The following is a 16,831-nucleotide window of genomic DNA, read 5'->3' on the forward strand; positions in this document are numbered from 1 at the left end:
TCAATGATCACGGGTATAGACAAAGTAAAGTTAAGAAAAACACAGCACAGTCGAGCATAGAAGAAATTAAGGGACAAAGAGAATATCAATACGGTATTAATATAAGTAACTTTAAAAAATTAGTAGAACCAAGTGATGAACTATGGGTATTCTCAGGATTTCAATTCGTTGCTTTAGAAATAAAGACTACGCATCATAATATTCGTTACTTTGAAATAGCTAATTTCCCCAATAAATACCAGTCAAGTTATACAGGGGTAAATGCGGACGCCGATCATAATCATAAAATAGAAGAATTACGAACAACTCATACTGTGACGCCTAGAGAAATAGAACTGCTAAAAACACAACTACTCACTTTTCGTCCGCCACACGTTGACTCATCAATCCTAAGTAAAGCTCTAGAACAGTTTGTGAACCTGATAGGCTTTCATTGCCTAAAAACGACAGCTCCTCATTCATCACCATTGCAACAACTACAAAAAGCTATTGAGATCCATCGAGTTAGAAAAATTATTCATAACCACAAACACTTACAACGTCCAAGTAACTTCAATTTATTCATAGGACAAGTAGCACAAGATTCACAAACCCTATTTCAATCTAATACAAATGCTATTGATTCAATTAAAAATGCACACCAAGATTCAGAATCAAAAGGACTTCCTCTTGTCGTTCGGCTTCACCCTGGAGAAAAACAACTCTGCGTAATACAAGAACAAATCCGCTTTTGCAAACAAGAAGGCATCCTCATTTGCAACCAAGGAGCTTTACTGGAAAGCGTTCTTCAAAGTGAGCATATATATACAATAAACTCCACTGGAGGGTTACATTCTTTACTCCTTGAAAAACCAGTAACCCTTTATGGAAACAGTTTTTATCAAGACTGGAAAGCCAGTGATGTCGTCCTTTATCACCAACATTTACTTCAAGAATTGCACTCTCCTAACTCATAAAAGGAAACAATAGTGAACATAATAACTACATCCACTAAAGTTGGGGATAATGCTCAACTTTCATTTAAAAAAGTGAGGGTACTAGATATCCGACGACACTCAATTCCTGAACTATGTAAAGATAAGCGAGTGTTAGTGATTGGCTGTGTAGATATGATTGATATGCTCTCTATGCAAAAATACATAAAACAAGGAGAGCATCAATTCCACAATATTTCCCAAAAGGCTAGCTATACGGCAGGGCTTGATATCAATCAAAAGGGCATTAAATTACTGCAAGAAAAAGGATACCATGTTGATTATTGCGATATATTCAATGATCAAAGCAAGTACCTAGAAGAAGAGTATGATTATGTCGTTTTATCTCATGTAATAGAGCATGTGATTGATCTAACGGGCTTCATAAAAAAAATAATGAACATTGTAAAAACCAAACAAGTTATCTTTGCGGTACCAAATGCATACAATATAAAACATGCGCTTCCCGCTCTATTACTACAACGAGAAAAAGTCAGTAATGACCACTATTACACTTTTACACCAATCACCTTTGTAAAACTTATCGAAGGGTTGAATTTTGAAGTAAAAGAACTCTATTTTGACCAAGATAGAAGACTCAAATCAGGTAAAAAACACCGCTTATTGGGAACATTATGGTCACTAGTAAAATCAAAAATATTCACACACAGTGGCGATATTATTTTGGTTGCTCAATATAAATATTAACTTTTGTTTACGTCACTCTGAAACTTATATGCAAAATAAGCCGTAAATAAAGTATAAATGGTTTTACCTCCAATCGAGGTTAACACAGCCCCCCATACTCCATAGTTAATAGTTAACACCGCGAGCAAAACAAAAACGACAAGTGCGGACATAACTGTCGAAATGGTAATATAGCCTACTTTATTTTGGGCTATTAAAAAGCTTTCAGTCCACCCACAAAAAGCCGCAGGGATAAGAAGTAATGAGCTATAAACCAGTAATTCATGAAAAGGAACATACTCGCCACCAAATAACGTCATAATGTTTTCACTGAAAATAAAGATAATCATGATACCAAACAACATGGTAACAACAGGAAAAACTGCACCCACGTAACACAACTTCAATACTGTTTTTGAATCTTTAAGGCTCACCGCTTTGGTAAAGCGAGGTAAGAGTAATATTCTTGCACCAACAACCACAAAGAAAAAAACATTCATTAAACGAGCAACAACGCCCATTACTGCAATACTCTTATCATCCAACCAAAATGAAGAGAAAGGCAATGCCAAATGAGTAACCGCAAGACCAAGAGACATGATAGATAGGTATGGTAATGTGCTTTTGAATGTCTTAATTAACTCCGAAAATGAAACTCGTTCAAAGCTTACAGCACCTATTTTAATTAAATATCCTAACGCAATAACTAGCGTAACGATAACACTGAAAAAATACAATTTAATAAGAGAACATGCGGGTATACTCAGAACTAAAACAACAAACAGAAAGGGTTGTAAAACAAGTTGAAAAAACGCCCCCAAAGGTGCCTTATTATGACCTTGAAATATAGAGATTGTTAAAAAAAACAATGACATTACGTATATTTCAAATAAACCTAATCTGACAGTAAAGTCAAGTAGCCTAACTAACACCCAAAAATACAATCCAAAACAAAGCAACGAACCCAATAAGGAAAGTATAAAAGCAGCAGAAATAGAACAGTATTTTTCTTTTAAGTCATAACTGGCGGCAATATTTTTTACGAGTAATCGCCCCCCTCCCAATGTAGCCAATTGCGATAAAAAAACCAGTATACCGAGAGAGATAAAATATTGTCCAATAAGCTGTGGTTGATATAAGCGAACCAGTAATAGGTTGACCAATAAAGCCCCAATTGCACCAGTAACCTTAAGAGAACCAAGTTGAATTCCCTGCTTAATCAATCCACTCGGCTTACTTACACCATTCTTCACTAGACCCTATCTCCAGAGCCCTTACCTGCAACTGTCTGTATAATATAAGTAAAATAGAGTTTTACAGATAGCGTTTGGATCATCTTTTGATCCCACTCCGCGAGTTTTTTCGGTGTCGACATGTCGATATCATTGATTTGAGCCAATCCCGTCACACCCGGCCTAACCGACAACACTCCTTTCGACTCTCTCTCATCAATCAACTCTTGTTGGTTAAATAGACATGGTCTTGGGCCAACTAAACTCATTTCACCTTTAAGCACGTTGTATAACTGAGGCAGTTCATCAAGCTTGGTTTTTCGCAGGAATCCACCGAGCTTAGTCACTGAACTCGCTCCAACTAAGTGAGTCGCAACAGATTTTGTTTCCACTGGCATAGTGCGGAATTTGACTAAGGTGAATGGTTTTTTATTGCGCCCTACTCGAGTTTGAAAAAAGACCGGGGAACCGGTATCAAAATATCCTAGGATACAAATCACAACAAACACAGGCCAAAGGAACAACAGGCCAAAGAAAGCAAAAATAAAATCTAATATACGAATCAACTTAAAACCCTTTCTAATAAATACAGATTCTGAATAACGCTCGTGCCCCGCTGTTCAGAGTGACAACTCTCTACTACAAAGCACATAGCTCACGCAGTTAAACCAAATAACACCGTCGCTAAAATCAAAGCACCACTCAAAAATCAACGTATATCATCAACGACATAGCTCAAACAACGTAGAATCCAATATCATCATTCAAAAAACGAGGAACGAGTTACTTGGAATCTAAGTACGCTTGCACTGTGTTTTTTATCCCCTGCTCAAAAGTAACAGGGGGCTCCCATCCCAAAACCTCTTTCGTCAAACACACCTCCACTTGTAGGCTGCCATATACTCTTTGCGCTATGTGTTGCTTATTTAAAACTGACGTTCCAGCTTGTATCCAAGACATTGGAATAGGCAAAAGCCTCGGAGCCTTGCCCATTGATAACGCAATAGTTCGCATTAATTGAGTTGTCGACACATCATTATCATCCGATACCAAGAAGGTACGTCCCGGAGCTGAAGGGTGCTCGCAACACGTCAGTATCAAATCAGATAGATTATCCAAATAAACCAAACTTCTTTGGTTTTTTATAGCACCAAACGGTAACGGAATGCCTTTATCAATCAAACGCATCATAGATAGGAAGTTCGCTTTTACGCCAGGTCCATAAACCAAAGGCGGTCTAATGATAACGACTTCTAAACCTGTCTCTTCTGAAAGCTTAGCCAACTCAACTTCAGCTTCATACTTACTCAAACTATAAGGATCTTGCGGCGTATTATTTAAATTAGGTTCAAACGGTAAATTTGGCTCACTGAATTCACCGTTAACTTTAATGGAGCTGATAAATACGAATCTTTTTACACCGGCATCAACAGCTTGGTTTGCTAAATTCAAAGTACCAAACGTGTTCGTATCGCGATAGGCTAATAATGCATCTTGCTCGGTCTCATTCATCTGATGCACTCGAGCAGCACAATGAACAACACAATTCACACCTTCGAATGCACCAGACCAATCGGTAAAAGCATCAATGGAAGGGATAACCAAGCTATTAGTTAATGGCTCGATTTGCTTACGTACAACCGGAATGACTGCCCAGTCACGTTCCTCCGCCAGCTCAACAACTCGGGAACCAACAAAGCCCGTACAACCAGTGACTAATAATTTCATAACACAAAAAAGCTCAAAAAATCGAATAAATAATAAACAAGTTCAACAGTAAAACTACCGATCGACACATAACAATAAATTACAGGTAGCTTACCGCACTTAAGAACATTAAAATACAATCTAAAACTATCACTATCAAACTTAAGACGCTCAGTGGCTCGCTAAGGAACATCATGATTAGACCAATACATACATTGCTTAATGCCAAACGCAAGAACAAGCGTTTCATTAGTATTGGTTATGATATTTTCGCTATCGTGATTTCACTCTATTTAGCTATCACATTGAGACTTGGAAATGCATTTTTTGCAGTCGAAATAGAGGAACTAATAACTCTTTTTATTACTGTTTCAATCACAATTTATAGCTTCGTTAAATTAGGAATGTACCGAGCCGTACTGCGCTATATGATGCTACCAGCCGTAGGCAACATTTTCTTTGGAGTTATAATTTCGACCCTAGCGTTAATAATGAGTGGATTTTTTTTCCACTCATTCATCCCTAGAAGTGTCCCATTTATATATGCTGGCTTGGCAACCCTGACTCTAGGTGGCCCCAGAATACTCATCCGTTCAATTTATTATCACTGGTTTAAACGCCAGAAGCCCAATGTCTTTATTTATGGCGCAGGAGCGACTGGTCGTGACTTAACGTATGCTCTGATTCAGGGAGACGAATACAATCCAGTCGTATTACTTGATGATGACCCAACAAAATCAGGTCAAATATTATTTGGGCTTAAAGTCCATCACCCAAGTGAGTTTGAACACCTCCAATCACTCTATCAACCCGTAAAACTGCTTTTAGCAATTAATGGGATTAATAAAGGGGAGCGTTTGAGATTGGTTGAAAAATTGTCACATTGGCCAATCGCAGTACAATCCGTTCCATCAGTAGAAGATATTGCGGCAGGAAAAGCGACAGCAACTGATGTAAAAGACTTAGACGTTGCAGATCTACTTGGAAGAGCTGCAGTGGACCCTGACAAGGCACTTTTAGCACAAAATATTTTCAATAAGAATGTAATGGTTACTGGCGCCGGAGGCTCTATTGGATCTGAACTATGTCGTCAAATAATGACACAGAAACCCAAAACGCTCGTTCTGTTTGAGCTAAATGAATACAACCTTTACAAAATCGATCAAGAACTAAATTCTACAAAAATCAACTTAAAAAGCGAGACTCGAATAGTCGCAGCTCTTGGCTCGGTTCAGAGACAAAACCGCTTAGAAAAACTGATGATAGCTCACGGAGTTGAAACCGTTTACCATGCTGCAGCTTATAAACACGTCCCTTTAGTTGAAGATAATATTGTTGAAGGTGTTCGTAACAATGTATTTGGAACACTTGCTTGCGCTGAAGCTGCAATACAAACAGGTGTAAAGAACTTTACTCTCATCTCAACAGATAAAGCAGTAAGACCAACTAACGTAATGGGCGCGACGAAACGCATGGCAGAGCTGGTTCTTCAAGCACTAGCAGACAAACAAAAAACCACCAATTTTACAATGGTACGTTTTGGCAATGTACTAGGATCTTCAGGTTCGGTTGTTCCATTATTCAAAAAGCAAATTAAATGTGGCGGCCCCGTAACTGTCACTCACCCTGATATCATTCGTTATTTTATGCTGATCCCTGAAGCGGCACAGCTAGTCATTCAAGCAGGGGCTATGGGTCACAACGGCCAAGTATTCGTACTTGATATGGGGGAGCCCGTTAAGATCCTAGATCTGGCAAAACGTATGATTCACCTAATGGGTATGCAAGAAAACATAAAAGGCGACGCCCAAGAAGGTGATATCGAGATTAAATTTACAGGCCTGAGACCAGGAGAAAAGCTTTATGAAGAGCTTCTTATCGGAGATAACGTTGAAGGTAGCGGCCATCAAAAAATAATGACGGCCAGAGAACAGATGTTGAGCTGGAGTGAAATGCAGCCACTGTTGAATCAACTTGATACTTGCTGCCATAACTTTGACGAAGAATGCATTATGAAGATTCTATTAGATTCACCAACTGGGTATAAACCCAATACTAACGAATAACCCCAAGCTCATCGTAAACTTTTAGAGTTTTTTCAAATACCATTTCTTGAGAAAACTCTTTTTCTACTTTCTGACGCCCCTTAGCGCCAAATTCAAGAGTTTTTTCATCGCTTTCAAGTAAAGCCCGTAAACAGTTAACAAGTGAAATAACATCTCCAGGTTGTGCCAGTAAACCGTTAACCTCGTGAGATACTATTTCACGACAACCAACAACATCGGTTGTGATTATTGCTCTTTGGCAAGAAGCTGCCTCGATCAAGATACGAGGAACACCTTCACCATATGTAGTTGGCAAACACACTATATCGTTTTCTTTTATTAGCTTAGGCATATTCTTCACGTTACCTAGCCAACTAATATCACCAGAGCTTGCCCAAGCCTCTACTTGACTAACAGGAATAGCAGAAGAAACGTCGCTATCAATAATCCCCGCAACATTAAGCTTGAATTCAACACCTCGGCTTTCTAAAATTTGTTTTGCTTCAACTAAGCAGGCCAACCCTTTCTCTTTCAAAAGTCTAGCGCCAAACAAAACGTTTTTATTTAACGGTGGTAGTGAAGGAGAAAAGCGAGTTAAATCAATTCCAGCTCCTTTAATAACTCGACCATTTCCATATTTAAAAATACCAAGCTCATCAAATAGCTTATAATCTTCGTTATTTTCAAAAATGAAACGCGCCTTAGAGGAAGAGATAGACTTATAGAATGTAGTAATAATGCGTCTTAATAGATTAAATTTAATTGAATTAGAACTAAAAACTGCGCCTAACCCAGTTACACTATAGATTATCGGTTTATTAAAAAATAATCTATTTAACAAGCCCGCATATATATTAGGTTTAATTGTCACACAGTGTATCAATTCAGGCTCAATTTCATCTAATATTCTTTTAAGGCGAAGAATACTACCGACCTCTCGAAGAACATTCACACTTTTTCTTTTGACAGATAACTGATGACAAATAAAGCCTTTAGAAACCAATTCATCTTTAATAACATCATTTGAAAAACTGGTAACAATATGTATATCAAGACCTAAAGACTTAAAATATTCTGCTCGCTCAAGCCAATGAAGGCGGAAGTACCAATCTACGTTAATTACATAAACAACTTTCGTCAAAACAACCTCTGCAAGTCCGAACTACTATGACTATTCTAATATGCTATCTATAACTTTTTGGTTATGTTGAATAATATTATCGAAAACACTTATAACTTCATAAACTGGAATAAGTAGCCCAGAAACAAAAACAACCCCACTATCATGAAGTTCGATATTTTCTTTCTCATCAACAACTGAAGACCAAAAATCATTAACAACGTATGGTTTTAAATCTCTCTTCTTCAAAAAAGCGACTTGCTCTTGAAGGTATGTGATTTGCTCTTTGAGAAATTCAGTCGGGCTACCAGTTTCAATCGGTGCCGTCTCCACTCTCCTAGGTAATGGTTTTACTGGTTTCAACAAATAGGAAATCTGATCAACAACGTTAAGCCTGCTATTTCTAGCTTCAGATTTTTGACTATCACTCAAGCTAGCGAATTCGGAGAAATAGTGAAAGTGGATATATTCAGTTGAAAATTCTACATTAAGTTCAGAGTTTGCGGAATAACGCAATCCCCACTGAGGACAAGATGGCGTTTCGTAATCTTTAGGTTGAAGGGCAGTTGTTTTTGCATCAGATGAAAAAAACCTAAATGTGTGCTCATTGAAACAAATTTGATTATTGTGAAAAGTATTAGCTAAATTAGCAGTGGTCAAAAAGTAGGGAACTGTCAAAAAAAACGTACCTGTAGGCTTCAATACTCTATACACTTCAGAGATAACACTTAAAAACCCGTCTTTAGTTAAATGCTCCATACAATGAGATGAATATATAGTCTATTTCGTTATCATCAAAGGGAAGCATTTCCTCGTTCAAATTCAATACAATGTCAGCATCCGACATTGGAGAGAAGTCAATACCAATTGATCCTGGAAGTTTTTTTTGACCACAACCCACGTCTAGTATTTTCATACGAATTATATCCTATTTTTAATTTCTCTAAAAAATTATTGTATTTTATTAAAATAAGTTCAATCTATCCAAAGGGTCTTTCTTAAAGATAAGGTCAATAAACGCTAAAGGAAACGCCTTAAAATTTGGCAACTTGTCTTTGGAGAAGACAGTGTAAATAAGCCATTGAAGAGTAATTTTTAATGTCTGTTTAACCTTCCATAGCAATGGCGTGTAACCTCTCGAAATTAAAGATAACGAATTTTTATAATATAGATAATGTCTAAATGGAGAATGAAGCGAGAACTTAATCCCAAACAAAATTAAACAATCATCACCAATTGAGTGTTCCATAACAGCGTTCTTATTGACATAAATTGGAATTTTGTAATAATTCAACCTAAAACAATATTCGATATCAACACAATCTAAGAAAAACTTCCCTTCAAAAAGACCACAGATATTAATCACACCTCGTGAAAGTAACATTCCTGAGCCGATAACAAATTTCGTACTCTCAAAACCTTCAATAGGTTGAAACTTGCTCTTGTTATAATTCGAAGGCCTTGACCTCTCTTTATCATAAAACTGAGGAGCTACAACAGCCAAACTATTTACGATATGAGGCAGAGAATCAGAAATGTAGTTTTTTGGTAATAAACTGTCCTGATCCTGTATTACAACGTAATCAGCCCCATCATCAAGTGCCCAACTTATAGCAGCATTCATACCAGATACGCCATCATTGTTACAACATCCAATAAACTCGACTCTATCAGAATTAACAACATTATCTTCATCTATATAGGAATTCATATAGATAATGACCTTATCGACTTGTTCAAGCGCTCCTAATACAGATTTTTTCAAGCGCGAAAGATCAGGGTTAAAAACAATGTAGACGGCGTAGACTGTATTCATTTTATTCTTTACTTATATTTATCTAAACGTACTTTTTTAAAGCGCTCATTAATACCCATATTATCCTCAAATTTTATCTTTGTAGGAGTCTTATAACTATCTAATTTTGCTTTACAGTGCTTCCTTATTTCCTTTTTAGCTTCCTTCTCTTCTATTGAATCTGAATTCAAAACAATATTGACGACAACTGTCTGACCAGTGATTGCGTTCGGTGCAGCATAAGCGACACAATCTTTAACACAAGGAACTTCTAATACTACAGATTCAACCTCTGCTGGTAATACCTTCTCGCCACCAACATTAATTACCTCTTTAGCTCTGCCTATAATTTTGAAAAAGCCATCACCAGATTCTTCAACTAAGTCACCTGTTTTAAACCAACCGTCATCAGAAAAAGATTCCATATCCGAATTCAAATAACCAAGAATTTTCGTTTTACTGCGAATCCAAAGCTCACCATTAACAACTTTGATTTCTTGGTTTGGATCGTCAAACTTAATATCTAAACTGCTTGATGAACGACTAGAAGTTTGAGCGATTCCAGTTTCGCTGGTTCCAAAAGTCTGCAAAAGTTTGACTTTAGGCATAAACTTTTGAATTCTCGCCAAAAGGCTTTTGGGCATAGCTTCTGTACCATATGTAATCATTCTTAAACTTTTTAAGTCGAAGTTGTTTGGAACATTAGCCATAAGCATCATATTTAAAAAAGTCGGAGAAGCTGGCAAAAGGTTGACTTTCTGATCTTCAATCAGTTTTCCAACATACTCAGGTTCACGTTTAGAAGGTATAACTAACTTAGCCCCCATAGCCAAGGAATTCAAAAGAGTGTTTAGCCCACCTATATGATCAAACATCAAAAAAACCATAATTGATAACTTCTTCCTTCTTTTTCCCATAAAGGTTGCTAGTAAGTTATCGAGGTCATGTAACATGGCTTTCGGCTTCCCTGTACTACCGCTACTGAATAAAACCAAGCCAGATTTATTCGCTTTTCTAATATCATCAATCAGCTCAAATTGAGTCAACTCATTAGAAAGTAGTTCAGTATCAGGGGCGCCTTGTCGAATATTTATAATATAATTAGGCTTTAATACTGCAATTCTTTTCTCTATCTCTTCTTCATTTTCAGATACAATAGGTATAACAATAGCTTTTATTTTTGCCAAACTAAAGAATAATGAAATCGCGTTAAAGGAATAATCTCCTATAATATAAACAATACTACCAGGCTTTATATTAGAAACCTTACCATCCCAATAATCGATATTATTCAATAAATCACGATAACTGTAAGTTTCATCGTCAAACACTAACGCGGCATCTGAATCATATAATGATAAATTATCTAGATATTCCATTATTTAAATACTCCTCCCAAGTATATAACCTGCCCAGTTATAAAGTCGCTATCTGGCGAAATGAAAAAGTCAATCACATTTGAAACATCTGACTCTTTACCCATACGCTTTATTGCTTGCTCATTTATTAACTCTTCTATTTTGTTCTTCGGTACAGCTTTGATAAGATCAGTCGGGATAGGAGTCGGACCAATAGCATTTACTCGAATACCATATGGGGCTAATTCTTTGGATGATACTCTCGTCAAAGACTCAACAGCAGACTTACTTGCAGCATAGACTGCTTCGCCCTCTAAGTCTAAAGGCACCGCTACGGTTGAATAGTTTACTATAGAACCCTTTTTGCTTTTCATCATGATTTTTGAAGCTTCTCTCGAAACTAAAAACGTACCCACAACATTTGTATTCAATAATCGGACAACTGTTTCTTTGGGAGTGGTCAACAAGTGGTTCATTGATGCCATTCCTGCGTTATTGATCAAAACATCTAGCGTTCTAAATTGCTTCCGGATCGCACGCATCATTTTAATCACACCATCTTCATCACTAATATCTAGAGAGAAGTGAGTGTAGCAAGGATGATTTATGGAGCTTTCACCTCGGCTACAACCGATTACATTCATACCTTTTTCTAGGTAATAATTCGCTAAGTAATAGCCTAAACCTTTTCTAGTCCCTGTAATCAAAATATTCATCAGTATTAACCTCAGCCTATTAGTGAATCAATATACTTTGCTAGAGATTCAACATTACGAAAAGGGGAAGTAACTCCACTCATAGCCTTATCATCAGCTAACATAATTTGAACGTCAAACTCGTCTTCAATTTTTTCTTCCAACTCAGAAATAAGAAAAACGATGCCAACACTATCTAGAGCACCATTCGCTCCAAATAATTTGGTTTTTGTATTTGCATTTTTTAACATTTCGTTATCATCCTCTTCAGAGATATCTCTAAGAGTTGACAAAATAATATCTAGATACTTTTCCATTTTTTAAACCTTAATAATTAAAAATTAAATCACCAAAAATGTTAGATAATGTCACATTATCCAATACTCCAATAAAAGATCTAGGGATCTTTCTAATAATATCCCTTCTATTCTTTTCCCAATCTAACTTTGTATATTCAAATACTAATAACTCTTTTCCATCTACAACATTGCGCTCTTCCAAACATTTGTACTTAAACATATTATGTAAACGGATAGCGACTTTATTATGAGGTAAAACTTCAGCCGTTAGACTTGATATATTGAAAAACTCGAATGCAAAGTCTAAAGCAATAATTTCTAGAAGTACAGCAGTACCAGGCCAGGAGTTATCCTCCGATAAAAAAAGTCCCCACTCTCCACAACCTTCCGATGAATGACTAAATGACAGGCACCCTATAGGATTATTTTCCATCATAACAACAAAATAAACCCGGCTTTTATCATTAATTAGCTTATCAAACCAAATCTGTTGCATTTCTTTTGTAATAACATTATTAGAAATAAGATTCTTTGATACATAATCTGAATTTCTTAAGTTTCTCAAAAACTCTAAATGTTCTTCATTCAATTCGACTAACTTCATTATCATAATTACCCCACTACATTTTTTTTAAATAATTAAATTTGTAATAAAACCAAGTGGATATTAACCGGTACTTTAAAGAAGAAGAAACACTTATAAAAACCCCAGGGAGCTTCCTCATAGTTTTCATCAAAAAATAGAATATCCGATTAGTAACAGCCTTTAACTTGGAGTTAATATTTAACTTGCCTAGAATGCCATGCTCATCGGCAAGATGATAACAAAAATAGATTAACTCGTTCCCGAATATTTTATTAGGATTCAACTCAAAAAGCCATTTTCTTTCGAGTTTTGAGCATAAGGAGTATACGTTATTACTCTGAAATTCGATAATCAAAAAATCATTGAATCTGAGAAACTCTTCATTATTTCTAGCCATATTTTCAGTAAGAAAAATAACACGATCATCACAACTTCCGTGTAGAACATAATCGTATTCAGTCGCTATAAAACCCAATCTAACTAGCTGTTCATAAACTTTATTTATAGAGACATTATCATTAGAAAGGTTACATACTTTAACATCCCTAAAGTTGTCATCAGAAACCAAAACTTTCGGATTGATTTCACAATTCAAAGTATCGAGCTGTAACAGCTTGCTATCACAAATAGCATTAAAGTTATAGTTATCGTTTATATCAGACTTTGCATTTTGAACTATGTGGTTTCTAAGCTTCTGGCTTTCGATTAGTTTTTTTATTCCAGAATACCAACTAGCTTCATCATTTCTAACTAAAACGCCGTTAAAACCATCTTTTACACTGGTATTATATAATGGCATATTGCTATAAACCCCAGCTACAGAGCAACCACCATACTCACGATATTTGTTATTAGTTTTTGAATTAAAAAACTCACCACAACCTATTGGAGCGAGTCCAATGTCAAACCCTTTTCGATAAAAGTTACGTATAAACTCTTCATAGTCTGGAGTAGCAGAGTTCCATTTTACATTATCAAATTTCTTTATTAGTGGGTAAGGCTCTCTCCAGAAGTGAAGCTCCAACCTGTCCTTAGGATACTCTTCAAGTAGCTTTTCTAACGCCAACTCTAAAGGTTTTTCAAAAGAGGGATCTGCAGCCCGTCCCGTCGCTAATGCAATTTTTATTACATCACTCTTTTCAGTTGTTAGTCCAGACAGCAACGTTTTGTCAAAATATGTTTTAGAAAGCGCTACATTTCTATTATATTTTAATGCCTTTTTATACATTATGTCCGAATAAACACAAACCAAACTAGATTCAGATAAAAACTTTTCTAATATATAAATCCGCTCCGGGTATCGATGGTGCTTACCTATGGGATTATCATCAGGTATACTAAAAAAGTTATCATCGATATCATAAATGACTTTTTTACCGGATTTTAAGTATTTACGAGCTAGAGATAAATCAGTTGCACATTGACTACGGCAGAATATCACAATATCTGCAGATTCGTTAACCTTAGTCTTACTTGTGACCTTAGAGATTTTGACATCTATGAGCCCTTGTTTTTGTAAGTGTAACAAGGGCTTCATTAATCCAATTGCTACAGATGGAATAATTAAATTTGAATATATAATAACATTCATGAACCTTTTCCTTAATGGCTAAGGTGGTATGCATTTAACACATCTTCTACTGGACCATCTAATGCAATTCTTCCATTATCAATCCATATTCCTCTATTACAAAACTTTCGAGCCAACTCATCCGAGTGCGTTGCCATAACGATAATCTTGCCTTTCTCTAACATAACCTCCATTCTTCGATTAGCTTTTTCGGTAAATGATGCATCACCAGCCCCTACAATTTCATCAATAACAAGGATGTCTGGTTCAATACTCGTCGCTACAGCAAATGCTAGACGCACAAACATACCTGATGAGTAGGTTTTAAGAGGCTGGTTAATAAAGTCGCCGAGGTCAGCAAATTGGGCAATATCTTCTCTTTTAGAGAGAACTTCCTCATAAGTCATTCCTAAAAGTAGACCTCGTATAATAATATTATCATATCCTGTCATTTCCATCTCAAAGCCTGTCGCAAAATCTAAGAGAGTTGATAGTTTTCCTTGTATATCAACTTTTCCAACTACAGGACTATAAATTCCAGCGATAGTTTTAAGTAGAGTCGACTTACCAGCTCCATTCCTTCCAATCAAACATATTCTCTCCCCCTCATTTATAGTGATATTAATATCATTTAATGCCAGGTGTTCGGAATTATGCTTAGGCCTGTTAATGTTGGTTATTATTGACTTTATACTAGTTGAATGTGCATCTATCAAAGGATAAGACACTGTCAAATCATTAATTCTTATGAACTTTTCACTAGACATAATAAGCAACCTTATTTTCAAACTTTTTAGAAACTTTATAGCTCAAAATAACAAAAACAATTAAAGTAATACTTAATACTATATAATCAATTACGCTTGCGAAAGTACCATCGACCAAAGGAACTCGAATCACCTGAATAAAAGAACTCAACGGGTTAAAATATACAGCAAACCATAGACCTTTTTTTATCAACATTTCTGGAGGGTAGATAACTGGTGTTAACACAAATAATAATTGAAAGACATTAGATAACGCATGGCCGATATCTTTATATATTGCACCTAGATAGCTAAATGTCATTGATATGAAAAATCCACAAAAAAGTACTAGAACCACCCCTGGAATTAGAGTAAATAAGTTATAAAATCCAAAGTCGCCAAAAAGTCCCACAACAGACATTGCTACAATCAGTCCGATACTTAGCCTAACAATATTAGACATAACTATTCTTGCGCAATATATAGGTAATGGTAAGTTGACTTGTTTAATGTACCCTTGAGATATATTTAAAGCAGCAGAGCCATCAACAAAACAAGCGGCAATAAAGCCCCAAACAGCGAATCCGGTTGCTATAAATGGTATGAATTCTATTGGATCTATACCGAAAACTACAGCCCAAATAAGACCAGCTCCGAAAGCGAAACTCAACTGGTTGATCACAAGCCATAGAGACCCTAGTTTAGAGCGTCGAAACTGACTATTTAGATCTTGCTTACTTAAGAACCACCAAATATCTTTATGTTCTTGGAGCACCTTGAACAAATCATTAATGTACATAATTCTACTTTACTAAATTAATATAGGGCAGAATAAACCGCCCTATAAATATGAAAATTCAATATATTGCACGATCGCAGACAAGCGATTAGATATTAGCGATAACTAATTTACAAATATTCTCTACATCTATCTTACTAACACCCATATGCATTGGAAGTGATATTATTTCATCACTAGCTTTCAGAGCTTTATCACAACGCCCACAATGCTCGTACATCTTGTATTCCGAGTTGTCTGTATAATGCACTCCAGGATAAACTTCATTTTCATTTAGTTTAACTAACAATTCATCACGGTTTTTAACTCGAATTTGCAATAAGTGTGTAGAAGACTCACAACCCGGTGCAATAGGAACGATTTCAATTCCTTCAATACCTGACAATTCAGCCCGGTACCAAGAAGCTAATTGTCGACGATATGAATTATCGTTATCAAGATATTTCAATGCCACTAAAGCCATACCAGCCATAATTGAATTACCATGGTATTTAAAGCCTAGGTCTTCAACATCATATTTCCATTTATATGCACCTTGTGCGGCAGTTCGCGCATATGTATCTTTATTTATACCCAACCATGTTAATTTGCGAGCTAGTGCATCATCGTCTGATTCTTGGAAGCAAATCATGCCAGAATCCGCTGTAGGCATATTCTTCACGGCTTGATAACTGAACACGGTTACATCAGCGTTATAACCCACGTGCTTGCCTTCAAATCTTGAACCGGCCATATGAGCAGCATCTAAAACTAGAGCTAATCCTTTCTCTTTACACAGTTTAGACACAGCCTCTAGTTGACCAGTATTCCCTCCAAGGCCAACAAAAACAACAGCTTTTGTTTTATCTGTAATTTTTTCTTCGATACTTTTTGGGTCCAGACATAAATATTGGTCCACATCTGCAAAAACAGGCTCAAGACCAGCATATTTAATCGCATGGTTTGTGGAGATAAACGTCAAAGAAGCAGAAATAACTTCATCTCCATCATTCCAATTATGCTTACGCTTTAATACCTCAAATGCAAGATGAAGACCTGCCGTAGCTGAGCTTAGAAAATGCGCATGTGGTAAGTTTGTGTACTTTTTCCACTCATCTTCAATCTCTACAGTTTTAAAACCCATCCCTGTCCAGCCTTTTTCTAAGCACTCTTTTACATGCTCTAGACACTCATCAACACGGAACTTAGGAACAAATAATTGCGTTGTCATTTTATATA

18 protein-coding genes are annotated in these 16,831 nt (G+C 36.2%); 3 read left to right on the forward strand and 15 right to left on the reverse strand.

Annotated features, from left to right (window positions below):
* Nucleotides 1-956 (forward strand): hypothetical protein (locus tag AB4484_RS09320; RefSeq protein ID WP_372077721.1); only part of this gene is annotated, 956 nt, incomplete at its 5' end.
* Nucleotides 957-968: 12 nt separating this feature from the next.
* Nucleotides 969-1,682 (forward strand): class I SAM-dependent methyltransferase, encoded by a 714-nt coding sequence (locus AB4484_RS09325; RefSeq protein WP_372077723.1) that lies wholly within the window; start codon nt 969-971, stop codon nt 1,680-1,682.
* Here AB4484_RS09325 and AB4484_RS09330 read toward each other — a convergent pair.
* The 3 genes from AB4484_RS09330 to AB4484_RS09340 all read right to left on the reverse strand — a co-directional run bounded on the left by AB4484_RS09330 (nt 1,679) and on the right by AB4484_RS09340 (nt 4,621).
* On the reverse strand, nt 1,679-2,914 hold the full coding sequence (locus tag AB4484_RS09330) for a hypothetical protein (protein WP_372077725.1): 1,236 nt from the start codon (nt 2,912-2,914) through the stop codon (nt 1,679-1,681). The two genes, AB4484_RS09325 and AB4484_RS09330, sit on opposite strands and share 4 nt — an antisense overlap.
* Nucleotides 2,914-3,459 (reverse strand): sugar transferase, encoded by a 546-nt coding sequence (locus AB4484_RS09335; protein WP_372077727.1) that lies wholly within the window; start codon nt 3,457-3,459, stop codon nt 2,914-2,916. The genes AB4484_RS09330 and AB4484_RS09335 overlap by 1 nt, the downstream gene beginning before the upstream one ends.
* Nucleotides 3,460-3,676: 217 nt before the next feature.
* On the reverse strand, nt 3,677-4,621 hold the full coding sequence (locus tag AB4484_RS09340) for a UDP-glucose 4-epimerase family protein (RefSeq protein WP_372077729.1): 945 nt from the start codon (nt 4,619-4,621) through the stop codon (nt 3,677-3,679).
* A 173-nt stretch (nt 4,622-4,794) separates the two neighbouring features.
* Between AB4484_RS09340 and AB4484_RS09345 the strand changes: the two genes are divergently transcribed.
* Nucleotides 4,795-6,666: a polysaccharide biosynthesis protein gene (locus tag AB4484_RS09345; RefSeq protein ID WP_372077730.1), complete on the forward strand. Its 1,872-nt coding sequence runs from the start codon at nt 4,795-4,797 to the stop codon at nt 6,664-6,666.
* On the opposite strand, the gene AB4484_RS09350 is transcribed toward AB4484_RS09345, so the two are convergent.
* The 12 genes from AB4484_RS09350 to AB4484_RS09405 form a co-directional block, all read right to left on the reverse strand.
* Nucleotides 6,656-7,786 (reverse strand): glycosyltransferase family 4 protein, encoded by a 1,131-nt coding sequence (locus AB4484_RS09350; RefSeq protein ID WP_372077731.1) that lies wholly within the window; start codon nt 7,784-7,786, stop codon nt 6,656-6,658. The two genes, AB4484_RS09345 and AB4484_RS09350, sit on opposite strands and share 11 nt — an antisense overlap.
* A 30-nt stretch (nt 7,787-7,816) precedes the next feature.
* Entirely contained in the window at nt 7,817-8,524 is a 708-nt protein-coding gene (locus tag AB4484_RS09355) for a hypothetical protein (RefSeq protein WP_372077733.1), read from the reverse strand.
* Entirely contained in the window at nt 8,508-8,681 is a 174-nt protein-coding gene (locus AB4484_RS09360; protein WP_372077735.1) for a hypothetical protein, read from the reverse strand. Before AB4484_RS09360 ends, AB4484_RS09355 begins: the two co-directional genes overlap by 17 nt.
* Nucleotides 8,682-8,729: 48 nt before the next feature.
* Nucleotides 8,730-9,581, reverse strand: a complete 852-nt coding sequence (locus AB4484_RS09365; protein ID WP_372077737.1) for a hypothetical protein — start codon at nt 9,579-9,581, stop codon at nt 8,730-8,732.
* An 8-nt stretch (nt 9,582-9,589) separates the two neighbouring features.
* On the reverse strand, nt 9,590-10,939 hold the full coding sequence (locus tag AB4484_RS09370; protein ID WP_372077739.1) for a fatty acid--CoA ligase family protein: 1,350 nt from the start codon (nt 10,937-10,939) through the stop codon (nt 9,590-9,592).
* On the reverse strand, nt 10,939-11,634 hold the full coding sequence (locus AB4484_RS09375; protein ID WP_372077741.1) for an SDR family NAD(P)-dependent oxidoreductase: 696 nt from the start codon (nt 11,632-11,634) through the stop codon (nt 10,939-10,941). The genes AB4484_RS09370 and AB4484_RS09375 overlap by 1 nt, the downstream gene beginning before the upstream one ends.
* A gap of 11 nt (nt 11,635-11,645) precedes the next feature.
* Entirely contained in the window at nt 11,646-11,930 is a 285-nt protein-coding gene (locus AB4484_RS09380; RefSeq protein ID WP_372077742.1) for a hypothetical protein, read from the reverse strand.
* Between the two features lie 10 nt (nt 11,931-11,940).
* The gene (locus AB4484_RS09385; RefSeq protein WP_372077744.1) at nt 11,941-12,516 is read right to left on the reverse strand and encodes a GNAT family N-acetyltransferase; all 576 of its coding nucleotides are present in this window, start codon (nt 12,514-12,516) and stop codon (nt 11,941-11,943) included.
* 16 nt (nt 12,517-12,532) lie between these two features.
* Nucleotides 12,533-14,089, reverse strand: coding sequence for a glycosyltransferase (locus AB4484_RS09390; protein WP_372077746.1), 1,557 nt, complete (start codon nt 14,087-14,089; stop codon nt 12,533-12,535).
* Between the two features lie 11 nt (nt 14,090-14,100).
* Nucleotides 14,101-14,835, reverse strand: coding sequence for an ABC transporter ATP-binding protein (locus AB4484_RS09395; RefSeq protein ID WP_372077748.1), 735 nt, complete (start codon nt 14,833-14,835; stop codon nt 14,101-14,103).
* Nucleotides 14,828-15,613: an ABC transporter permease gene (locus AB4484_RS09400; RefSeq protein WP_372077750.1), complete on the reverse strand. Its 786-nt coding sequence runs from the start codon at nt 15,611-15,613 to the stop codon at nt 14,828-14,830. The genes AB4484_RS09395 and AB4484_RS09400 overlap by 8 nt, the downstream gene beginning before the upstream one ends.
* Before the next feature lie 88 nt (nt 15,614-15,701).
* Nucleotides 15,702-16,823: a DegT/DnrJ/EryC1/StrS family aminotransferase gene (locus AB4484_RS09405; protein WP_372077752.1), complete on the reverse strand. Its 1,122-nt coding sequence runs from the start codon at nt 16,821-16,823 to the stop codon at nt 15,702-15,704.
* Nucleotides 16,824-16,831 lie beyond the last annotated feature (8 nt).

Source organism: Vibrio sp. 10N.261.46.A3 (assembly GCF_041472995.1).
Taxonomy (GTDB): Bacteria; Pseudomonadota; Gammaproteobacteria; order Enterobacterales; family Vibrionaceae; genus Vibrio; species Vibrio coralliirubri.